We start from the raw sequence: 22,088 nt of genomic DNA on the forward strand, positions 1-22,088 counted from the left end.
AGCCTCGCAAATATGTTTCTTTAATGATTGAAAATATCACGCAGAAGACCTCTTTCGCATAGGGTATTTTCAGTCTTCTGATGAGTGCATTTCTATTGGATTTGTTTGACAAAGCTGAGATTAATTATTAGGGTAAGTTTTCCCATCCTCTGGACATTATTCCCGTTCACAATGGGCCAATTCTTAAAAAAATTATCCCTGGTGAAAATTTCCTTTTCAAAGGGGATGAGCCAGAGATGCTTGTATGTATATGTGATGGTCAACAATTACATGTGCGATAAAAGCATTTCAAGATGATTAAAAGGTTGATGAGCAAATGTGCGGAATTCTTGGACAGATAAATTTCTCAGGGTGTCCTGTAGACCCCAAAGACTTGATGGCCATGAATGCGACCATGGGCAGTCGTGGCCCTGATGGCGTGGGGTTGTACGTTCAAGGGCGATTGGGATTCGGGCATCGACGTCTCAAAGTCATTGACTTGACCCAGGCGTCCCAGCAACCCATGGTGGATTCCACCCTGGGGCTTGGCATTGTGTTTAATGGGGCGATATACAACTACAAGGAATTGCGGCATGAGCTGGAAGGGAAAGGCTATACCTTCTTTTCCCAGGGAGATACTGAAGTCATTCTTAAGGCCTACCATGCGTGGGGAGAAGGCTTTATTCACCGCTTAAATGGTATGTTTGCGTTCGCCATTTGGGAAAGAGATTCAGAGCGGGTTGTGCTGGCGCGTGATCGGTTGGGAATTAAACCGCTCTATTTTACTGAGACATCTCAGCAGTTTCGATTCGCATCGACCTTGCCGGCTCTCTTAGCGGGGGGAAACGTCTCCACGGAGATGGATCCCGTGGCGCTTCATCACTATTTCATGTTTCACGCCGTTGTTCCTGCCCCTCATACCTTGCTTCAAGGCATCCGGAAATTAGCGCCCGGCACCATGATGGTCATCGAACCAACAGGAGCACGGCGACATCATCACTATTGGCAACTCTCTTTCGGGCCGCGTGATGATGAAAGGGGGTGGAAAGAACGGGACTGGCAAGATCGGCTGTATGAGGTCCTGCGTTCGGCTGTCCGCCGACGGCTGATTGCCGATGTGCCCGTCGGGGTGCTCTTGTCCGGTGGACTGGACTCGAGCCTCATCGTGGGCCTGTTGGCGGCCGAAGGTGCCACGGGCCTGAATACCTTTTCCATTGGGTTTGAAACGGTGGCAGAGGAAAAGGGGGACGAGTTTTCCTACTCCGATATCATTGCCAACAAATTTTCCACCCGTCACCACAAGCTGCCCGTTGATACGACGCACGTTCTGCCTAACCTGCCGGGTTGCATTCATGCCATGTCCGAGCCAATGGTCAGTCACGATGCCATCGGGTTTTATTTGCTCTCCAAAGAAGTGTCCAAACATGTCACGGTGGTCCAAAGTGGGCAGGGAGCCGATGAAATTTTCGCAGGATATCACTGGTATCCCCCACTGTTGAACAGTCAACATCCGGTTGATGAATATCGCCAGGTGTTTTTTGATCGCGACCAGAAGGAATTTCTTCGAGTCATTCATCCACGGTTTCACGGAGACGATCATAGTCAGCGTTTTGTGGAGACGCATTTTTCCCAACCGGGGGCCTCTCGACCGATTGATAAGGCCTTACGGCTTGATACGACCATTATGTTAGTCGACGATCCGGTTAAGCGTGTCGACAACATGACGATGGCGTGGAGCTTGGAAGCGCGAGTGCCGTTTTTAGATCATGAAGTCGTGGAATTAGCCGCACGGGTGCCGGCCGAAATGAAAATAGCGCAAGGGGGAAAAGGTATCCTCAAGGAAGTTGCCCGCCGGGTGATCCCTTCAGAGGTCATTGATCGGCCCAAAGGGTACTTTCCCGTCCCCGCCCTAAAATATCTGCGGGGCCCTTATTTGGGCATGGTGAAAGAGGCCCTTTTGTCACAAACCAGTCAGAACCGCGAGATCTTTCAGCGGGACTATATTGATGAATTGTTGAAGAATCCGGATGATCATCTCACGCCTTTACGTGGGTCAAAGCTCTGGCAGCTTGGATTATTGGAACTGTGGCTTCAGTCCCATGGCATCTAGGGATCGCGATGTTTTGAAGGGTCCGCAAGCTCTCCACATGACGAGCCCCCGCCAACGACCGATCGGGCCGACGGTTAAAAACTGGGAAGTCGGGCCGGCGACCTACCAGGGCCGGCGAGTGAAGCCCAAAGTGGTCCTGGATTGCGGTTGGGGGCGGCTCATTTTTGCCCACACCTTTACAGGGCCCGAAGAGGTGGCTTCCACGCTGATGCAGGAACGTCCCGGGCACCGGGATATTGCCTTTTATTTACGGGATCCTCACGTGGTCCTGGCCCTGCGCCCGCACAAGCTGTTTCTGGATCCATCGCATACATTTCGATTGTGGTTGGGTGATTATCAATCCGTTGCCAATCAGCAATCAGGCATAGTGATCACTCCCATCCAGTCGGAGGCCGATGTCACGGCGTTGAATCGAATCTATGCGGCACGGGGCATGGTCACGGCCGACACCGATCTCCTTATGAGGCAGCGCCGCTCCCAAAAACTCTGCTATTTTCTCGCGAAAGACCAGGCCACGAATGAAGTGATTGGGGTCATTCTAGCTGTGAATCATCGCCTGATTTTTGACGACCCCGAAAAAGGCAGTAGCATCTGGAGTCTGGCCGTCGATCCTCAAGCGCACCATCCCGGAGTGGGGGAGGCGTTGATTCGTCATGCGGCCGAACGGATGAAGGCCCGGGGGTGCAACTATGTGGATCTCTCGGTGCTGCATGACAACTATGAAGCCATCGCGCTGTATCGGAAACTGGGATTTGGACGAATTCCTGTGTTTGCGGTGAAAACGCGAAATACCATTAATGAAAAGCTGTTTGCAGGCCCCTCACCGGATCAACGACTCAACCCCTATGCCACCATTATTGTTAATGAGGCCAGACGTCGAGGCATCGACGTCGATGTGTTGGATGCCGAGAAGGGCTACTTCCGCTTGACGTTTGGGGGCCGGTCCATTACCTGTCGAGAATCGTTGTCCGAATTGACTACAGCGATTGCGATGAGCCGTTGTGCGGATAAGGCGCTCACCCGGCGCGTGTTACAAGAAGCCGGTTTATCCGTTCCCGCGCAGGTGGTGGCCAATGGGCGGAAACCCAATGGTGAATTTCTTGGACAGTACGGATCCATTGTGGTCAAACCGGCGACGGGGGAACAAGGAGCTGGCGTAAGTGTGGATGTGCGAAAGGTCAAGGAAGTGGAGTCCGCAATTGCCCTTGCCGGCAAAAGTGGTGATCACGTTATTCTGGAACAATATGTGAAGGGCGAGGACTTACGCATTGTGTTGATCAATTATGAAGTGGTTGCCGCTGCCGTTCGACGACCACCTCGGATCACGGGAACGGGACATCATACGATAGCCGAATTGATTGATCGGCAGAGTCAGCGACGGGCACGATTGACCGGCGGCGAGAGTCGTATTCCTCTGGACAGAGAAACCAAGCGGTGCATAAAGGAAGGCGGCTATACCCTCAAGGAGGTTTTGCCCAAAGGTAAAACTATTACGGTGCGTAAGACGGCCAATCTGCATACCGGAGGTACGATCCATGACGTGACAGGAAAACTTCATCCTGATTTAGCCACCGCGGCGGTGATTGGTGCCAAGGCGCTGGCTATTCCGGTGGTGGGATTCGACTTTATCGTCACGGCGGTTTCCAAGCCTCACTATGTCATTATTGAAGCCAATGAACGGCCTGGTCTGGCCAATCATGAACCGCAACCGACAGCGGAACGATTTATTGACCTGTTGTTTCCTCAAACCAAGACGCCCACAAAATTGAAGTAGTCCTTTGGGGTTAATAGGGGATTGTATGATCCATTCAAAAATTGACACGCAGTACCTCCTTCATATTCTCCAAAAACTACTGGCGATTCCCAGTCCGACCGGCTATACCGATCAAATTGTCCATGCGGTGTCGGGTGAACTGAAACAATTAGGGATTCCCTTCGAACTTACGCGGCGCGGAGCCATTCGAGCCACCATGGCAGGAAAAGTCAGTACGCCTGATCGAGCCATTGTGGCCCATCTAGATACGTTGGGGGCTCTGGTGAAATGGCTCAAAACCAACGGACGGCTGGCGATCGTGCCAATCGGAACCTGGTCCAGCCGATTTGCCGAAGGTGCCCGTGTGACCGTCTTTTCCGATACCAGTATGCATCGTGGCACCATCCTGCCCCTGAAAGCCTCCGGGCACACCTATGGTGACGAAATTGATACGCAACCGGTGTCGTGGAAGAATCTGGAAATTCGACTCGATGAAACTGTGACGGACGTCAATGGACGTATCCAACCCTTATCGACCGATCAGGATCTCCATCGTCTCGGGATTCATATTGGTGATTTCATTGCCGTTGACCCCTCGCCTGAAATTGGCCCCAATGGATTTATTAATTCGCGGCATTTGGACGATAAAGCCGGAGTGGCCACCATCCTGGCTGCTGCCAAATCCATTCTTGAGTCAGGGGCCACGCTTCCTGTGGATTGCCATTTACTGTTTACGATATCCGAAGAGGTTGGGTCAGGGGCCTCGGCGATCTTACATGGAGATGTTGCAGAAATGATCACGATTGATAACGGCACTCCCGCGCCCTTTCAGGCCTCGAGCGAATTTGGTGCGACAATTGCCATGGCCGATTCAGCCGGGCCTTTTGATTATCACCTGGTCAGGCGCCTCATCGCCTTATGTGTGGAACATGACATTCCGTTTCAGCGCGACATTTTTTGCGACTATAGAAGTGATAGTGCGTCGGCCGTAGAGGCCGGGAACGACATTCGGACCGCTCTTCTCACATTTGGGGTCGATTCTTCCCATGGCTATGAGCGAACTCATCTGAGTGGACTCGAGGCCATTGCGAAGTTATTGGTCGTATATATGCAAAAAGAACCGGTGTTTTGGAGAGATCGCGATACGTTAGGGTCCGATAATGATTTTCCAACTCAACCGATTGAAGAAACGTCTTTCCCCCACACCCTCGAGGACATGGTCCGACGTCATGGTGAACCCCAAGATGACCCATAGTGCTTCTCCGCTAAGGACAGACGACAGGATGCTCGATACACTTCCTTTGCGGATGTTCTCCTCATTTCCCTGTCTGGCTTGATGTCTTCTCATCCCCCCCCATCTACCTTTCCCCCAGCCAATACGACCCATCCACAGTTGACGCTTCGTGCCATTGCCACGGGGATGGTCTTAGGAGCTCTCCTCACCCCCTGCAATATCTATAGCGGGCTGAAGATTGGTTGGACATTTAATATGTCCATTACGGCAGCCTTGCTCAGTTATGCGTTTTGGAAAATATTTGAAACGACCGCCCAAACCGAGCGCTGGGGGCTTCTTGAAAATAATATCAATCAAACCACGGCCTCCTCGGCTGCATCCATTATCTCGTCAGGGCTGGTGGCCCCGATTCCCGCCCTGGCCATGTTGACGGGCGAGCAATTGCCTTGGTCTCTGCTCTCCGTATGGGTTTTTTCCGTCAGCCTGATGGGTATCGTGGTCGCGGTCGGTCTTCGGCACCAGATGCTTATTCGTGACCGATTGCCGTTTCCCGCCGGTGTTGCCACAGCGGAAACCGTGAGGGAAATCTATGGGAAAGGGGGGGAAGCCCTGGCTCGCGTGAAAGTTCTCCTCACGGCTGGTGGGATCGCCGGGATCATGAAAATTTTCAACGAAGCTATTCTGACCATCCCCAAAGTGGCAACGGGCCTGGCCATTCCATTGAAGGGAGCGCTCAACAAGGCCGGGTTATCCACTGTCTCCCTTTCCAATCTTGGGTTCGTTCTCGATCCCTCGCTTCTGATGGTGGGCTTTGGGGCCATTATCGGGCTTCGCGCCGGACTCTCTCTGCTCCTTGGAGCGATCCTTGCCTGGGGCATCATTGGTCCTTGGGTCCTCACGCAAGGCTGGATTCCTGCGGAACATCTGACGCCGGACGGATATTGGTTTGGACCTCTGGTGGAATGGTTGCTCTGGCCGGGGGTGACCCTGATGGTCATGGCCTCGCTCACGTCGTTTGCCTGCTCCTGGGGGACAATGGTCACCGGCACCATACTTTCTCGAAAAACCCCGGTTTCCCTTTTAACCCCGAATGATCCCTTTGTTATTCCACGTCAATGGTTTGTGATTGGACTGTGTATTTCTTTGGTCTTTGCGGTGATGACCCAGATAACGTTATTCAACATTTCAATGGGTATTGCGATTCTCGCGGTCCTTCTCTCCTTTGTGTTGGCCATCGTGGCGGGACGAGTCTCTGGGGAAACCGGGATTACGCCAATTGGTGCCATGGGGAAAGTCACACAACTCACGTTTGGTTTCCTCATTCCGGGTAATGTCACGACCAATCTAATGGCGGCCAACGTCACAGGAGGAGCGGCCGGCCAATGCGCAGACCTCCTCCACGACCTGAAGACCGGTCTACTTCTGGGCGCCTCGCCGCGCTTTCAAGCCCTGGCTCAAATTTTCGGAGTGTTAACCGGCTCTCTTGTGGGTAGTGCGGTGTATCTGGTGCTCATCCCTGATCCTCAATCCATGTTGTTAACCATCGAATGGCCGGCGCCTGCCGTGGCAACCTGGAAGGCTGTCGCGGAAGTCTTTCAACTCGGTACAGAGGCAATTCCTCCTGGGAGTCTGTTGGCCATGAGCATTGCGTGTGTACTAGGCGTGGGGATGGTGGTTCTCGATCAATCTGTCCCACTATCCGTTAGCCGATGGATCCCCAGCGCCTCGACGATGGGACTGGCATTTGTCATTCCTGCCTGGAATTCTCTGTCTCTCTTTCTGGGTGCCCTTCTTGGAGCCTTTTTAATGAGGTATGCGAAGACTTGGGCGGAACGATTTGTGATGGCGCTGGCCGCCGGGCTCGTGGCAGGTGAAAGCCTCGCAGGTGTCGCGAGTGTTCTTGTTAAAATACTATTTTGACCAGATCCAAGTTAAGGCAGGTGGAGGTTTCTGAAAGACGCTGTGTCCTTGCGGTGTTTTTAAAACTTTCCTGCCGGTTTCTCACGTTTCTCCAAATCCACAGCTGGTCATGTCCGACCATCCCTTGCCGATATCTGCCCTTCTTCTATTCTTCAGGACAGGTTCTGTCCAGAATAAAATACACCGGGCAAAATCCGGTGAACCCGCTTTGCAGCAGCAGTGTGACTCCAAGGATTCCCGGAAGTAACAACCATAAAGGATTCACGTAGTACCCGAGTGCGACGCCTGCCGTAATGAGCGCGCCGGCGATTCCGTCATGGAGTTGGCGTTTTCGCTTCATCTTCACTCCTCCTGTTGAAACGTTTGTCTATGGCCTTCCGGGTTTCCTTTTTACCAAAGAGGATTTTTTCTGGGTGGTTATCAATTCGTCACTTTTCAGTCGTGATGTTTCTTGAAATGAGGAGCGCCTGGGGGGAGTCTAACTCCGTGGACTTTTATGAAAAATACGTATTTTAATTTACTTTTTTTCGTGAGTTTAATGTTGATTAAATTATAGGCAATACATTGTTAATAAACAATAATTTCATCATTTACCTCAGTAGATCTCCCGTCTTTTCCGGTAGGTTCAAGGGGTGCTACTCTTTGGGGTGCTTTTAGACCTTCACTAAGCAGAATGGAGACCAAGACATGCCTTTCGGCTATTACCACCAGCTTAACGCCAAGGCGAAGCGGATCTATCGGGCAAGCGACAAGGTGTCGGATTTTCAATTGCCCAATGTCTCTGTTGTTCGACCGGTCGTACGAAAAATATTTGAAGCTTTACAGGCCGAGAGTCATTTGCGCACGCAAAAATGGACTCAACGTCTTCTGAATAGTTTAACGAGCCAACTGCATATTCGGCCCATTCGATTTGAACTGCTGGATATCCGACCTTCCAATCCCCGGATGGAACTGTATGGCCTGTATTATCCCATGGAAGGACGGCGGATCCCGCGTATTCAAGTGTGGATGCGCACGGCCAAGCGGCATCAGGTCGTCGCTTTTCGCACGTTTCTGCGCACGTTGCTACATGAACTGTGTCATCATTTGGATTACGATTGTTTAGGTCTGAAAGACTCTTTTCATACCAAGGGCTTTTATGGTCGTGAAGCTAGTTTAGCCTCTCAAGTCTTATCGTTGGTCGATACTGCCGCTTGGGGAACAGGCCACCAGTCCAAGATGAGGAAAACGAAACGAAAGATCTGATGATACCTGGTCCCTCTTCAGCCGGTCCCACTTCCTTTTCTTGACCCCCGTCTGGTGCCTGACAAGGGCTTCATTTTTCCCTGCCATTCCGATGGGTTGGTCTCGCCTCTGACTGTCTATCTCTTTTACGGTTTCGGAGGGTAGAATGCGTAATCGTGCCGATTGCAGGGGTGTTGCATGTCCCTATGAATTATAACGCATCAATCTTTTTCAGAAATGAGGAGTAGAAACGAAGCTATGTTGCAGGATATTCAACCCATCCAACCCATGTCCCATCTGACCGGATCTAGCGAGAAGCTTCATACCCGTTTGTGCCGGATGGTAGGGCAGGCGGTTGCCGATTTCAACATGATTGAAGGAGGCGATAAGGTCATGGTGTGCCTTTCCGGGGGGAAGGATAGTTATGCGATGTTGGACGTGTTGATGTCCATGCAGTCTCGTGCTCCGGTGTCTTATGAACTGATTGCGGTGAATTTGGATCAGAAACAACCGGGATTTCCTGAACATGTGCTGCCGGATTATCTCACGAAGCTTGGCGTGCCGTTTCATATTGAAGAGCGCGATACTTATTCGGTGGTGAAAAGGCTGATTCCCGAAGGCGAGACGACCTGCTCGCTCTGTTCACGGTTGCGTCGCGGCATCCTCTACGGGTTGGCGGAACGGTTGGGCGCGACCAAGATTGCTCTTGGCCATCATCGCAACGATATGATGGAGACCTTGTTGTTGAACATGTTATTCAACGGTACTCTCAAAAGCATGCCGCCAAAACTGAAATCTGATGACGGACAACATGTGGTGATCCGCCCATTGGCATATGTGAAGGAATCCGAACTGGCCCGCTATGCGGAAATGAGAAACTTTCCCATCATTCCCTGCGACCTATGCGGTTCACAGGAAAATTTGAAACGCAAAGAAGTGAAGGCCCTGCTTCAGGAATGGGATGACCGGTATCCTGGCTCGGGTGACAGTGTGTTTGCGGCTTTGTCCAAGGTCATACCCAGTCATCTCCTCGATCGGCGATTATTTGATTTTGAGACTTTTGGCGAGCCCGAATCGTAGATGGGCCTGACGGTGGTTTCCGTGCGAATGATGACCGACCTGCCAGATCCCATTCCATGGTGTGTCTTCCCTAGCCTCTCCTGTATGTGCGGTTTTTGCCGGGCATCATAATGGTTTATCTCCAGGCTTTTTTGTTGATTATGGCGGCCAATGCCGCCCCGATTTTCGGGCGACTGCTTATACAAGGGCGTTGGAGTGCTCCTCTTGATGGGGGAGCGACTTTCTTCGATGGGCAGCCGGTGTTGGGACCCTCGAAAACCTATCGAGGTGTGGCTTTCTCATTGGTGGGCACGGTTCTGGCGGCGGATGTCCTAGGTATACCCTGGGACATAGGGCTGTTGACTGGAGGGTTAGCCATGACCGGCGACTGCCTCTCTAGTTTTCTCAAGCGACGTTTGGGTTATGCCTCAGGCGGGATGGCCTTGGGCTTGGACCAAATTCCGGAGAGCCTTTTTCCCCTGTTAGGGCTATGGGGACCCCTGTCGTTATCGGCTAGTGGCATTATGGCCACTGCGGGTGCGTTTTTGGTGTTCGAGCTGTTTATTTCTCCGATTTTATACAGATTCCGGATTCGTAAAAATCCCCATTAATCCGGTGTTGCCCCTGTAGACCTTATTCCTTGGAAAGATTTTTGGTCTTGGGGAAGGTAATCCCCAATTGGCCAAGTTTCCGGCTAAACCCGGCAGGCGTATTGAGAGTATGGATCAAGCGCCCATCAGGCTGTTCGTAGGAAATAAGGCCACCATCTTGTAGCGGCCAGACGAGTACTCGATCTTTGGCCCGATGGCTGGAAAAGGCTTGAGGGGCACATGGCATGCCGAGTAGCATTTCGAAGGAAACGGGAGGCTCCAACCTGGGGAGAACAAGCCGCCCCGGACAATTTTGAATGGGCCGCCAGGGCCAACGGGTTCGTAATTCCTCAAAGGTCATAGATGCACTTTTTTGACGTGCCCATTAAACTCCGACATGGATGTGTTTGGCAAGCTTAGTGGAAAAGAGGATGCTTCCGGTCTGTGCTTCTTGTCATGGTCCATGGAATGATGCCTTGATGTATCAGGGACAGCGAGTGCACCGTACTGAAATTCTAGCGTGGAGTTGAATGTGGATCCCTCATCTGAAGAAGCATCTTCAGGCAATTCCCGCGCACCCCTCATTTCGATAGGATTCGCGGTTTTCGCCGTTCTCATCGTGCCGGTATTTCTATATTCTATGGGTCCGGATGGGCCTGCTAAAGTTGGTGACGTGGTGTTTGTCACGGATCGACATCGTGTGCGGATAATGGTTTCCAATGATGAGGAGATAGGAACGTATTCCGGGATGTGTGTTCTTGAGCCACGGGTACAATTAGTGGTGCAGCAAATGGGCTCTCCCTCGGAGGGGGGTATGATTGCGGAACCGGTTGGCCTTGAAAGGACTGGTCCACCCTTCTGCGTTCAGGGGAAACCGGTTATGGTGTATCCCCATCAGGTGACCTTACAACCGGACCTGTGGGGTGGCCTGCGGGACACGCTTTTGCAGTTGTCCTCTGGTCGCTGAGAAGGACGATCCCGACGCTGTTTCTCTCCAGGCGCTTAGGAGGGTTTGAGCTTGTCTGAAAAGCGTTGCCGGAACTTCGCCACTTTGGGATTAATGAGGTAGGCGCAGTAAGGTTGTGACGGGTTTTGCACAAAATATTCCTGGTGGTAATCTTCAGCCATGTAAAAGGGTGACGCGGGTTCCACCTGGGTCACAATGGGATCGTTGAACAACCTGGCTTCCGTCAGCGCGTGAATGACCTCGTGTGCGATCGCATTTTGTGTTGAGGAATGGGTGAAAATGGCGGAGCGATATTGGGTCCCAGCATCATTCCCTTGTCGGTTGAGGGTGGTGGGGTCATGGATGCCAAAAAAGATTTCCAGGAGCTCCCGGTAGGTGATGATGCCGGGATTAAAGGTAATCTGTATCACCTCGGCATGTCCCGTGTTTCCACTGCAGACGGCCTCATAAGTTGGATTGGGGCGACTACCGCCCATATAGCCGGATTCTACGGACTCGACACCCTTCACCTGATCGAATACGGCTTCGAGGCACCAGAAGCAGCCGCCACCCAATGTGGCGAGTTCTTTTCCTGTTGATGTGGCTATGGCCGAGTCAGACATGCGTTACTCCTTTAAATGAGTCGTCATTTAAGTAAGAAGAGAATTTTTCTCCCACAATTTCCAAATCCGGTAGATTTTCCGCGACAGCTTGATAGTTTGTACTATTTTCAAGTACGGAAATGACTTCAGGGAGCGGTTCAGCCCATATTCCGGGTACATCAGCTTCTCCCTCAGTCCTGATTGGAAATGCGAGTTGCTCCACTAGTGGACAAAAAGACGCATGGACTCCGGCCTTGTTGCCGCGGGCATCCACCCGATGCCATCCGAACTCTTTTAAATACAAGGCATTGAGCCCATGTAAACAAAATGGTGGTGTATTGTGCGCAATGGTTAATCGTTGATAACACAGACCTGTTGGAATGCCCCGGGCTCGAAGTAACGCGGCGAGTAAATGGCTTTTTGCATAACAATAGCCTGTTCCATGTTTGAGAACATCGGAGGCTTTGCATGTCACGGGGTTGAGAGCATAGTCAAAGCTATGTTGTATGTTGTCACGCACAAACTGAAAGCAGACCCTGGCAAATTGAAGGGAATCTTGGCAGGTCTCCGACAATTCCCGCGCAAGACTGAGAATATTTGCCGTGCGCCAATCGATATAATAGGTTGATTCAAGGTATTTCTGCATGGTTTCTATCTTGGAAGGTTTAATGCCAGAACTCATCATGAAGACTCACAGGAATTGCCCGCATGCACTTAAGAAGAAAAGGAAAGGCCGTGCGATCGGTCTGTCCGGTCACAGAGTTTATACCATGCCCTGCTTTTTTGGGCCACTGGTGGTTGAAGTGGTGAATAGGCGAGAGTGAATTTTCTCCCCTTAAATTCCTCGCTTTACATTTTGTTCGGCCCCTTTATAGGCTTGGACGATTTTCTATTAGACTGTTGAGTGGTGGGTAGAGGAGCAAGTCATATGCGGATAGTGTGGGCTACCGACATCCACTTGAATTTTCTGGGTATCGAGGGACGGGACGTATTTTTTTCGTCCATTCGTGCTCAACAACCTGACGTCGTGTTTGTGACCGGAGACATTGCTGAGGCTCCATCGTTGGGCCATCTGCTCCATGAAATGCGTCAAGCGATTCACGTGCCGTTGTATTTCGTTCTGGGGAATCATGATTTTTACTATGGTTCGATTTCCCACATTCGAAATGATTTGAAAGGCTGGTGTCAGAGTCAGCCAGGACTCACCTATCTTTCGACATCCGGGGTGGTCGAATTGACTCCGACGACGGCGTTGGTCGGGCATGACGGGTGGGGAGACGGGCGCTATGGAAACTATCATCTGTCCCCGGTTAGGCTCAGTGATCAGGAGTTGATCGTGGATTTTCAGGATTTAGATCGGGAGGCGGTGTTACGCAAACTCCGTGCGTTGGGAGATGAGGCGGCTTGCTATTTGCGAGATAGTTTGGATGAGGCCTTGTCATCATATCAGCGTGTCATTTGCCTGACGCATGTCCCGCCATTTAAAGAAGCCTGCTGGTATCAGGGGAAATTGGGAAACGATGATTGGCTTCCATATTTTGCCTGCCAGGCCGTTGGCGAGGTGTTACTTCACGCATCACGGGAACGACCGGATTCTCAAATTACCGTCTTGTGTGGCCATACCCATCATGCAGGGACCGTTCACCTGCGACCAAATCTGCAGGTTCTTACGGGTTCTGCCGAATATGGTGCCCCGTGTATTCAAGAGAGTTTTGACCTTGAGAAACTGTTTCCCCCATTTAATGTTGGTAGAAGGCGGTGAGGGTGAAGAAGGCGCAGCCGGTAGAAACTGATGCCTCCGGAAGGCCATCAGGTCCCCGCTAAATAAATCTGGTCCGTTCGTGTGGAGTAGGTACGCGGCACGAGTCGGATTTGCCCATCCACTGATAGCGATGCCGGGCGATAAAACTGTACACCATATCGCGAAGTGGCCGGGGAATGATGAGGAAGGCATACAGCCAAGGCCAAGCTCCAGGAAGGCTGCGAAAAATTTTGAGAGCTGCAGTGGATTTTGTAAAGACCTTCCCGTGTTCCAGCAGTAAAAAGGTTTCATAATCCTGGGTCGAAAGATGAAGGTGGGTGAGAATGTCCTGTGCCGGTTGGGATTGAAGCGTTCCGAATTTAAATAATCCTCGGGAATCCCTCTCGAGGACAAAATTGACAAACGCATTGCAAAAATTACACACCCCATCAAAGACAATCACCTTTTCGTGCTTGCCCCAATCATGGGATGGTAAGGAAGATCCCTGTTTCACGTAGGTGCCCTTTTCTCTGATCGCGCTTTACTGTGTGTCGGTCAGTCGCAATGAAAAACTTCCCTTTCATTATAATACATGAGACCCCTACAGGTTTTCTAAGGCGGTAGCGCCTAACCAGCCATGGAAGGTCGACGTTTGAAGAGTCGCCATGCATGGACTTGGAGCCATTGATGGATGGGAACAAGATCGAAAAAAATGAAGTAGACAAACGGGATTAACAAAAAATTGACATCCATGAGGATAAAGGAGGAAATGTGGAAAATAATGACGCCGGTCAAAAAGAAGGCCCGCAGCTTGACCGATTTAATGAAGAGGATCAATGGAAAACCCAGTTCGAACGCGAGCACCAGATGGGAGAAAATCTGAATAAGGTCCGGGCGTTGGGCTAGCTCGAAGCTTAAGCTATTTTTGACCAGTTCCCCTTCGCCTGTCATGCCCCATCGGACAGAGCGTTTGATCAGCACCTCCTGGATTCGGCCTTCGCCGGAAAACCATTCCCATCCGCTAACCCGCACTTTGGCGATGACACTCCAAAAATAAAACAGAGCGACATAGAGTTGCATCATTTTAATGGGCCAACTGGCCTCCCATTCCTGGAGGGGAGGGTGTGTGTCGTGGCGTGAGTCACGAGAATGGACTTCCCCGCACCTGGAGAGCAGAAAAAGGAAAAGCATTTGCATGGGGATGATATAGCGATGGTGGACGTCGCCGCTAAAGCTGTCTCTCACCCCCTTTAAATAAAAAATACAGAGGATAACGATAAGAATTGATGTCCGGGTCCATTTCCCCATGATCATACCGACCGTGGCGGTCATCAGGAGTGCATAGATGATAAACGACAGGGCAGGGATATGGTACTGAATCCCAAGCAGATGAAAATACCAAATGGGGTCCAGGAAATAATTTCTGGAGCCGATCGGGTTGAGAGTCAGGACTGTGGCAAATTGATAGGTGTGGAAAAACAAAAGTCCGCATCCAATATACATCCGCAAAAGACCAAGGCTCTCTCCCGAAAATCCTTTAAAGAAAAATTGATTCCAGCCACGACTAATGAGGTTACAGAATGCCATGTTCCCACCTTGGCAGCCATTCGTCCTGCCATTCGATCAAGGCCTCTCGCGTGTCAATCTGAACAGTGCTAAGGTCTTTCCGCAGTAAATCTTTCTTCCGATACACACGTTTCTGATGGCCGGCCTCTATACGAATGATAAATTTAGGGTCAGAAGGTTCATGTCCTAGTGTTTTGTTGAGAGTCCAAAACATTCGCCATTCCCAATCAACTTCAAACCGAGGTTCATCTTCCTCTAATCCGCGGACCCATTGGTTGAGCGCCCCCAATTCAATATTTCCCTGTTTATGTTTAGGAGGGGCGGTGCCAAACATTCTCGAATAATATAAACGTCGAAAATTCGGTTTGGGAATATTGAGATCCTTATAGGATACGTAACCGGTTGATCCGTCCCGGTGAGTAACTTTGAGGCCTTTTTGATATTTGTCTTTGTCCCATACTTTGACTGATATGGTTTCGCGTGGCTCATACACGCTATACATGGGAACCCAGGTTAAGGGAAAGTAATCGATTCGAAATATGACTGCCGCCCAAATGATGGCCAAGTAGACAACAAGAATCAGGGTAATGGTCCGCTTGCTCACACAAACCTTCCTTGTGAGGTATTGAGCGGGGTAGTCATGTGGGTGTCTTCCCCTTAAGGTGAAGGTTTAAGTGACGGGAAAGCCCATTATCTTAAGAAAGGTGAGAGAACTCAATAGTGAGAAGGTTACGAAAAAAATTATTGTTCGTGTGATTAGCGAACGGAGAGGGAAGGGGATTATTGTCGATTTTCTATGAGAATAGAAAGAAAGAAGCGCGGACTAATTCTCATATTATCCTGGGATAGAACGGTTGTGCAGTAGGAATTTTTGCGAACCTCCTGTCCGGGTTTCTATAGTGCTGGAGTCGATTGGCTCATTTTAGTGTGGTCTCTAAGATGGGGATTCGGAATTAAAAGCTTTGGGCCCGTATCCTGGTTGACTTGTGCGGTTGGCGATTTCTATGGTAAAGACTTTGTATCGCAGGAAGATGGTGCGTCCTCGGTGATCTGCTCTAGTTGTTCCTGTCGCAATGTTTTCTCTAGTTTAAGTGGTGCTTCACCTTAGGTTGGCCATTGACCCAACTTGTGGATTGACATGGGGCTGTGCCCTCAGAGCGTCCACATGTGCGGTCAAAATTCACAAATAGGTAAGGAGTGAGACTTAATGACGGTAGGTGTGCTCATTGATCGTCTCGAAGAATTTCGAAAGGGAGTTCTCCGGTATAGGGAGATATCCGGGCCGGATCAGGGGCTGACCCGCAACGGCCCGGTTGGGTTGGACTCATCACAGTCAAATGCCTTACGGGATACCCTTTGCCGGCAGTTTCATTTCATAGATGAGTCTGTAGGGGCTTTTAGCAGGGGTCGCTACCGTATTCATTTAGATTCCAGGGGTCGAGAGGATATTTATGTTCGTGCGTTTTCTGAAGAATGTCAGGCAGAGCATCTTGACCTTATTCTGAGTGATCTTGAGCACATGTTGGCTGAGCTACAAAAACGGCCTCGTCAGTCTCTTCTTGGCGCACAGAAGGAATGGCCGGATAATTCGGGTACCAACTCTCAGCCTTCCTTCGGCTCGTTGGGCCACCTCGGCTCTTTTCCATCTGCCGCATCTTCCCAAACGCTGCACGCCGCGTTGAATACGGTGGCAAGCGTCATTCAGCAACGAGTTGATCAATCCCAAGACCAGGAGGAGCTTTTGGCCCATGTGCAAGCCATCCTGGATCATCCTAAAGTCACCCACCTCCTTTCCTTCTCCCCTTCCCACTAACTGTAATCTTCGGTTTCTTTCAAGCCCTGGTCTTCCACCTCCCGAGCATTGTGTGCTGGTTTCAGAAAATCCTGAAGAGTATTGTGAAAGGTCCTTTTGGAGCTTTTCCCATTGATGGCGATCCCTGCGGTTCCTCTCCATGTTAAGTCCCATTTTTCTTTTCCTTGAAATCTATTGAAAGGTATCAAAACGTATGGTTGGCGATATGAGGTGCGATGCCTGAAGACACTAAGGTCCGCATCGGTCATAATGTACCCATCAATGTGCCTCAGTTATAGTGTCCAAGACGAATTTCTATAGATGGCGAAATCTTCTAAACAATTTCTTCATTGGTCGATCAGCCGGGTGGTGCCGGTTGACCGTGATGAACTTCCTGCCCTCATCTGGTCGTTTGTCTATTTTTTTTGTGTGCTGGCGGCCTACTACATCCTGCGACCGGTTCGCGATGAAATGGGAGTGCTCTCGGGGGCTCATAATCTCCCGTGGTTGTTCTCAGTTGTGTTCATCACGATGCTAGCCGTGATCCCGGTGTTTGGCTCGGTCGCGGGGCATTTTCCGATTCGTCGATTATTGCCAACGGTCTATGTGTTTTTCATTCTGAATCTTTTGGCATTTTTTGTGGCTTTGCAAAGTGGAGTCGGGTTGCAAGTCTTTGGGCCCATCTTTTTTGTTTGGTTGAGTGTGTTTAATTTATTCGTCGTGTCGGTGTTTTGGAGTTTTATGGCCGATGTGTTTCGCACTGATGCGGCTCGGCGACTCTTTGGTTGTATTTCCGCAGGAGGCAGTCTTGGCGCCATGACAGGGCCGTTTATCACCGCAATGGCGGTAAAAGGGGTCGGGGTTTCCGGGTTACTCTTAGTGTCAGCGATCTTCTTATTGATCGCGGTGGGATGCATTATGGCGTTGTTGAAATGGTATCACGGCCATCACGGGGTTGATCTGGGAAACCGACACCTTTCTTCACTCAGGAATTCTGAAGCCACTCCTCCCAGCTTATGGGTAGGAGTGGTGTGCATTGTTCGCTCGCCGTATTTGAAAGGCATTGCCCTCTATCTTATGTGTTATTCAATTCTGTCAACCTTCCTGTATTCGCAGCAAACCATATTAATTCCGCAAGTCATGCCGAGTTCGGAAGATCGCATGCAATTGTTCGCATCGGTGGATCTTGGGATCAATGTGTTCGCGTTCACGCTCCAGTTTTTCGCAACAGGCTGGCTGTTGACCCGTTTTGGCGTCGTGATCATGTTGGCTGTCATGCCCCTGGTATCATTGATTGGATTTGGGGTGTTTGGTTTGGTGACCGTTCTGCCGGTCTTGATCGGATTTGGTGTCCTACGGCGTGCGGGAGAATTTTCCATCACCAAGCCGACGCGGGAAACCCTGTTTACGGTCGTTTCCCGTGAAGAAAAATATCAGGCGAAAAATGTGATTGATACGGTCGTTCATCGAGGTGCCGATATGACGGGGACCGGGATTGTCTCCGTCTTTCATACCTGGGGAATGACCTTGTCTCACATGGCATTTGCGGCACTGCCCATTGCGGGTCTATGGCTCGCCACGGGTCTGTGGCTTGGGCGACGACACGAAACGATCCGGCGACGATGAGCTTTGTTACCGAGTGAAGTCCATCATGGAGCTTAGTATGTTCCCTGCAAGAGAAAGCCTTTCATGAGCTTGAGCAGTAGGGATCATTCGATTGGAGTTATGAAATGAGTGATGCCTTGTTTACTTATGGGACGTTGCAATTTCCCGAAGTGATCGAAGCGGTGACCGGCCTGGCGTTGCCATGGGTGGAAGCAGAAGCGCCGGGGTTCGCGCAGTTTCGGTTTAGGGACCGCATTTATCCGGGAATGGTGAAACGGGAAGGCGCTCTGACGCAGGGTCGTGTGTATACCTTAATGAGTCATCAAACTTGGGAGCTCCTGGACCGGTTTGAAGATCCGGTCTATCGCAGGGAATTACTTGAGGTCTACCGGCCGGATGGCTCAACCATAACGGCCCATGCTTATGTCTTACCCGTCGCACAGCAACATCTGCTTTCTTCAGATCGGTGGCAGATGGATTGGTTCAGCCATGTGCATTTGGATGGATATGTGAGTCGGTGTCGCGTATTTTATGAAGCGATGACTTCCCATGGCTTACCGGAAAGCTACAAGCAAACGTTGTGGAAGTTAACGGATTCTCCGCAGATCTCTCAGGCATGATGAAGTCTTCCAATCGACCGTTCCTGCTGGTGCTGCTAGTGACGTTGCTTGTTTTTGGCGGTGCCTTGGTCTATTTCACCATGGAATATCTCTCACAGGTTACCCAGCCTGGTATTCCACTGACGGAATCCACGGGTCACCAAATCAGGATGTTGCTATTGGTCGTGACCATATTGGCAGGAATGCCTGCAGTGGGAATGGGCGCCTATGTCATGTACCTTGGGGCTCGAATTCGTCTCACTCAGCAGTGGCCTCCACCGGGAATGGGATTTGGGGCAGAGTTGCCCGTCATGTTAGGGGATCGGGCCACGCTGGTCGGATGGGGTGTGACGGGGCTTGGATTTGTTCTTGTGGTATGTGGATTACTGTTGCCGGTGGTTGGTTGGAAATTCGGGAACATTGTTCAATAGACTGAATACATCTTATCTGACAGTACACCCAATCATGATGAGCCAAAAATTATGACTGGATGGGATTGGGCGATTCTTGCCGTTTTTATACTCTATGCCCTGCAAGCGGGGTTTCGAGAGCGAGCGGTGGCATCCCAAAATCTGGAAGAATATTTTCTTGCAGGACGCAGTCTTTCGGGATGGAAGGCCGGGTTAAGCATGGCGGCCACGCAGTTTGCGGCTGACACTCCACTCCTTGTCACTGGGTTGGTGGCTACGGCTGGCATTTTCGCGTTGTGGCGCTTGTGGATTTTTGCCCTGGCCTTTCTCCTAATGGGGTTTCTCCTGGCTCCGAGCTGGCGGAGGGTAGGGGTGCTCACCGATGCCGAGCTGACGGAGGTACGATATGGCCACGGTGCGGCGTCGGCGCTCCGGGGCATCAAAGCCATTTATTTCGGTACCATCGTCAATTGCACGGTGCTCGCGATGGTGCTGTTGGCAGCCACTCGCCTCGCTGAACCCTTTCTTCTTTGGGATCAATGGCTTCCTGCCGGCTTTTTTGATGTGTTCGTTCACATGGTGAAATGGGGAGGGGTCCCTTTTACCGTTGGCGGATTGGAGGCGGACAATGTGTGGGTGCGTTCGGCCAATAATCTTTTGTCGATAGGGGCCATTGTGTCTGTGACGGTGTTGTATTCCACCACCGGGGGGCTACGAAGCGTCGTTGCCACGGATCTGGTGCAATTTGGAATCGGGATCGTTGCCAGCGGAGCATTTGCCTGGGTGGTGGTGGACCAGGTGGGAGGCCTGGCGTCCTTGACTCAACACATTCAGAAACAGTTTTCGGTGGCGGATGGGTATCCACTGACCGGGAATGAGATTCTGGCTTTTACTCCCTTCGGTGCCAGGGATGCGACCATGATGGTGTTGTTGGTCTATGGATTTCAATGGCTCTTACAAATGAATTCGGATGGGACAGGATATTTGGCTCAACGGTCCATGGCATGCCGTAGCGATCACGATGCGCGAGTCGCTGCGGTGGTGTTTACCGTGGCCCAAATTGTGCTTCGGAGTTTGATCTGGTTGCCCTTGGCCCTGGGGTTACTTGTGATCTTTCCACCCCCACCGGAAATGATGGGCCCTCAGTTCATTGCGGATCGCGAATTTACCTTCGTGCAAGGCATTCATGAACTGTTACCGCCAGGAATTAAAGGGTTGATGGTCGTCGGAATGTTGGCGGCCTTGGCCTCCACGGTCGATACGCATTTGAATTGGGGTGCGTCTTATTGGACTAATGATATTTATCGCCGGTTTATTTGTGAGGGTTGGCTCAAGCGCGAACCATCGCAACGTGCACTGGTTTGGGTCGCACGTGCGAGTAACCTGCTGATTCTCTTGATTGCCCTTTGCATTCTTCCGTGGTTGTCATCGATTCAAACTGCCTGGCAGATCAGTTTGTTGCTGGGAGCGGGAATGGGCGTGGTGTTGGTGCTCCGGTGGATTTGGTGGCGAATTACGGCATGGGGCGAATTGGCCTGTATTGCGGCTTCTGTGCTGATGGCGCCCCTGTTACTGTGGGCACTTCCAGGCCAGCAAGAGGAAATGCGGTTGTTGATCATGGGCCTAGGAGCCGGTGCGATTGGTGTCGCCGTGTCCTGGTTCACCGGACCGGAAGATCTCAATCGTTTGGAGACTTTTTACCGGCGTGCACGTCCTCCGGGATTTTGGGGGCCCATCGAACTGCGGGTTCAATCTGAGCAGCGGAATGGAGTGCGGCGATTTTGGCGGGCGATTATGGCCATGGGGCTTACGGCATTGTCCATCTTCTGTTTGCTCACCGGTATCGGAACCTGGCTGGTGGGAAGTCCTGCCCCTGGATGGATGCCCTGGCGTGAGGCGTGGATTGCTGGACTCTTGCTGGTGGGAATCCTCTTAATTCCCATTTGGATCACCGTTGGTTTTCGTCAATCTGATTCTGTGAGGCAGCCCCAATAGAGAATGCAGAGGATCAATCCAAGGTTGTGGCTTCGAACGCCATGACATAAAGAGGGTAGTCCGTATTCCGGTGAGTTGCAGATGGAGGACAACTCGTGTTCTGAGGGATCAGCTATGCCGGTTAAGATGGAGAAGGGGTTGATTGTACCAGAGAAAAGGGGATCTCTGGCCGGACGAAGCGAAGAAAAAAATGGTTATAGGGAGTCTTCAAAGAGAGTTTGAGCATCTGCCCACACCATCCCTTCTGGAAGTCCCTTCAACCAATCTCCGGTTTCATTTGCTGGACGGTACGAATATTCTCTGCCAATTTTTTTGAGGATAATTTCTTCGCCATTCACCCAGGTTTGAAACGTGTCCATTTCATCTATCCACATCACTTCCTCCCGGTTTAATTTTTGTTATCTGCCAGATTACTAAGGCGGAGGGATGCGTTCCATTCCTCAAAAGTCGTGTCAAATAATTCTAGATGGCTTAGTCTAACCTGGTGAATAACGGCATCTACTTGGAAAGGATGTCCAGCGACGTTAAAGGATTTCATGCAACGGACGGCAGGAAAGGGAGGGATGTCCTATTTAGGAGCGAAATCGGACTTTTGTTTTTTGCAACGTGGGGCTTTCTGGTGGTCTCTTTAAAAGGGGAGGAAGTGCCTTTTTAATTATTGGTCATTTGGATGTTTTTATGGCGTAGGAGGTTTAATGTCCGGGTTTTCTGTAGAAACGGGAGGCTCAATGATTGTCCCCCTGAGTAGATCCGGAGGATCGGTTTTATAGCGCTGGTCGATGGTGTGAGTCACGCAGAATTGTAGCTGCCTGAGTTGCATTTCATTGAGAGATTCTGGATTTTCTGCAAATTCATGCGCTAATTTTTGGCACTTCGGCTCCATGTTTTCACCACCCTGGGCAAGAGCACATACAGGGAAAAGAATTAGCCCAAAAAATGTTGAAAGGATTCCTGATTTCATAC

General features: G+C 50.9%; 23 protein-coding genes. 14 read left to right on the forward strand and 9 right to left on the reverse strand.

Going from position 1 to position 22,088, the window contains the following annotated elements:
* Positions 1-316: 316 nt before the first annotated feature.
* The 4 genes from PP769_RS10460 (at position 317) to PP769_RS10475 (ending at position 6,996) form a co-directional block, all read left to right on the forward strand.
* Complete coding sequence (locus PP769_RS10460) at positions 317-2,089, forward strand: N-acetylglutaminylglutamine amidotransferase (protein ID WP_312639996.1); 1,773 nt, start codon at positions 317-319, stop codon at positions 2,087-2,089.
* Positions 2,090-2,126: 37 nt separating this feature from the next.
* Positions 2,127-3,863, forward strand: a complete 1,737-nt coding sequence (gene ngg, locus PP769_RS10465) for an N-acetylglutaminylglutamine synthetase (RefSeq protein ID WP_312639997.1) — start codon at positions 2,127-2,129, stop codon at positions 3,861-3,863.
* A 25-nt stretch (positions 3,864-3,888) separates the two neighbouring features.
* A complete protein-coding gene (locus PP769_RS10470; protein WP_312639998.1) occupies positions 3,889-5,097 on the forward strand; it encodes an osmoprotectant NAGGN system M42 family peptidase in 1,209 nt (402 codons plus the stop codon).
* Between the two features lie 81 nt (positions 5,098-5,178).
* Entirely contained in the window at positions 5,179-6,996 is a 1,818-nt protein-coding gene (locus tag PP769_RS10475) for an OPT family oligopeptide transporter (protein WP_312639999.1), read from the forward strand.
* 145 nt (positions 6,997-7,141) lie between these two features.
* Here the strand turns inward: PP769_RS10475 and PP769_RS10480 are convergent, their stop codons facing one another.
* Positions 7,142-7,336, reverse strand: a complete 195-nt coding sequence (locus tag PP769_RS10480; RefSeq protein ID WP_312640000.1) for a YgaP family membrane protein — start codon at positions 7,334-7,336, stop codon at positions 7,142-7,144.
* Between the two features lie 347 nt (positions 7,337-7,683).
* Here PP769_RS10480 and PP769_RS10485 point away from each other — a divergent pair, with 347 nt between their 5' ends.
* The 3 genes from PP769_RS10485 (at position 7,684) to PP769_RS10495 (ending at position 9,890) form a co-directional block, all read left to right on the forward strand.
* A complete protein-coding gene (locus tag PP769_RS10485) occupies positions 7,684-8,241 on the forward strand; it encodes a hypothetical protein (RefSeq protein ID WP_312640001.1) in 558 nt (185 codons plus the stop codon).
* Positions 8,242-8,478: 237 nt separating this feature from the next.
* On the forward strand, positions 8,479-9,300 hold the full coding sequence (gene ttcA, locus PP769_RS10490) for a tRNA 2-thiocytidine(32) synthetase TtcA (protein ID WP_312640002.1): 822 nt from the start codon (positions 8,479-8,481) through the stop codon (positions 9,298-9,300).
* Positions 9,301-9,410: 110 nt separating this feature from the next.
* A complete protein-coding gene (locus PP769_RS10495; protein ID WP_312640003.1) occupies positions 9,411-9,890 on the forward strand; it encodes a CDP-archaeol synthase in 480 nt (159 codons plus the stop codon).
* A 22-nt stretch (positions 9,891-9,912) separates the two neighbouring features.
* Here PP769_RS10495 and PP769_RS10500 read toward each other — a convergent pair whose 3' ends face one another.
* Positions 9,913-10,116 (reverse strand): hypothetical protein, encoded by a 204-nt coding sequence (locus PP769_RS10500; RefSeq protein ID WP_312640004.1) that lies wholly within the window; start codon positions 10,114-10,116, stop codon positions 9,913-9,915.
* Positions 10,117-10,401: 285 nt separating this feature from the next.
* Between PP769_RS10500 and PP769_RS10505 the strand changes: the two genes are divergently transcribed.
* Positions 10,402-10,836, forward strand: a complete 435-nt coding sequence (locus tag PP769_RS10505; RefSeq protein WP_312640005.1) for a hypothetical protein — start codon at positions 10,402-10,404, stop codon at positions 10,834-10,836.
* 35 nt (positions 10,837-10,871) lie between these two features.
* Here the strand turns inward: PP769_RS10505 and msrA are convergent, their stop codons facing one another.
* Together msrA and PP769_RS10515 are read right to left on the reverse strand one after the other, a co-directional pair.
* Entirely contained in the window at positions 10,872-11,438 is a 567-nt protein-coding gene (gene msrA / locus PP769_RS10510; RefSeq protein WP_312640006.1) for a peptide-methionine (S)-S-oxide reductase MsrA, read from the reverse strand.
* Positions 11,431-12,063 carry a transglutaminase-like domain-containing protein gene (locus tag PP769_RS10515; protein WP_312640007.1) on the reverse strand — a complete coding sequence of 211 codons (633 nt, stop codon included), beginning with the start codon at positions 12,061-12,063 and terminating at the stop codon, positions 11,431-11,433. The genes msrA and PP769_RS10515 overlap by 8 nt, the downstream gene beginning before the upstream one ends.
* A 282-nt stretch (positions 12,064-12,345) precedes the next feature.
* On the opposite strand from PP769_RS10515, the gene PP769_RS10520 reads away from it, so the two are divergent.
* The gene (locus tag PP769_RS10520) at positions 12,346-13,179 is read left to right on the forward strand and encodes a metallophosphoesterase family protein (RefSeq protein ID WP_312640008.1); all 834 of its coding nucleotides are present in this window, start codon (positions 12,346-12,348) and stop codon (positions 13,177-13,179) included.
* Positions 13,180-13,237: 58 nt separating this feature from the next.
* Here PP769_RS10520 and PP769_RS10525 read toward each other — a convergent pair whose 3' ends face one another.
* The 3 genes from PP769_RS10525 to PP769_RS10535 form a co-directional block, all read right to left on the reverse strand.
* Positions 13,238-13,672, reverse strand: a complete 435-nt coding sequence (locus PP769_RS10525; protein WP_312640009.1) for a thiol-disulfide oxidoreductase DCC family protein — start codon at positions 13,670-13,672, stop codon at positions 13,238-13,240.
* Positions 13,673-13,785: 113 nt separating this feature from the next.
* A complete protein-coding gene (locus PP769_RS10530; RefSeq protein ID WP_312640010.1) occupies positions 13,786-14,745 on the reverse strand; it encodes an HTTM domain-containing protein in 960 nt (319 codons plus the stop codon).
* Positions 14,732-15,328 (reverse strand): hypothetical protein, encoded by a 597-nt coding sequence (locus PP769_RS10535; protein ID WP_312640011.1) that lies wholly within the window; start codon positions 15,326-15,328, stop codon positions 14,732-14,734. Before PP769_RS10535 ends, PP769_RS10530 begins: the two co-directional genes overlap by 14 nt.
* 603 nt (positions 15,329-15,931) lie before the next feature.
* Between PP769_RS10535 and PP769_RS10540 the strand changes: the two genes are divergently transcribed.
* The 5 genes from PP769_RS10540 to PP769_RS10560 all read left to right on the forward strand — a co-directional run bounded on the left by PP769_RS10540 (position 15,932) and on the right by PP769_RS10560 (position 21,125).
* Positions 15,932-16,537 carry a hypothetical protein gene (locus PP769_RS10540; protein ID WP_312640012.1) on the forward strand — a complete coding sequence of 202 codons (606 nt, stop codon included), beginning with the start codon at positions 15,932-15,934 and terminating at the stop codon, positions 16,535-16,537.
* A 300-nt stretch (positions 16,538-16,837) separates the two neighbouring features.
* Positions 16,838-18,142, forward strand: a complete 1,305-nt coding sequence (locus PP769_RS10545) for an NTP/NDP exchange transporter (protein ID WP_312640013.1) — start codon at positions 16,838-16,840, stop codon at positions 18,140-18,142.
* Positions 18,143-18,246: 104 nt separating this feature from the next.
* Positions 18,247-18,741, forward strand: a complete 495-nt coding sequence (locus PP769_RS10550; protein ID WP_312640014.1) for a gamma-glutamylcyclotransferase family protein — start codon at positions 18,247-18,249, stop codon at positions 18,739-18,741.
* Positions 18,738-19,151: a hypothetical protein gene (locus PP769_RS10555; protein ID WP_312640015.1), complete on the forward strand. Its 414-nt coding sequence runs from the start codon at positions 18,738-18,740 to the stop codon at positions 19,149-19,151. The genes PP769_RS10550 and PP769_RS10555 overlap by 4 nt, the downstream gene beginning before the upstream one ends.
* Positions 19,152-19,202: 51 nt before the next feature.
* Entirely contained in the window at positions 19,203-21,125 is a 1,923-nt protein-coding gene (locus PP769_RS10560; protein WP_312640016.1) for a sodium:solute symporter family protein, read from the forward strand.
* A gap of 194 nt (positions 21,126-21,319) precedes the next feature.
* On the opposite strand, the gene PP769_RS10565 is transcribed toward PP769_RS10560, so the two are convergent.
* Positions 21,320-21,499: a hypothetical protein gene (locus tag PP769_RS10565; RefSeq protein ID WP_312640017.1), complete on the reverse strand. Its 180-nt coding sequence runs from the start codon at positions 21,497-21,499 to the stop codon at positions 21,320-21,322.
* A 302-nt stretch (positions 21,500-21,801) separates the two neighbouring features.
* Positions 21,802-22,086: a hypothetical protein gene (locus tag PP769_RS10570; RefSeq protein ID WP_312640018.1), complete on the reverse strand. Its 285-nt coding sequence runs from the start codon at positions 22,084-22,086 to the stop codon at positions 21,802-21,804.
* Positions 22,087-22,088 lie beyond the last annotated feature (2 nt).

The sequence above is a fragment of the Candidatus Nitrospira allomarina genome (assembly GCF_032050975.1).
GTDB lineage: Bacteria > Nitrospirota > Nitrospiria > Nitrospirales > UBA8639 > Nitrospira_E > Nitrospira_E allomarina.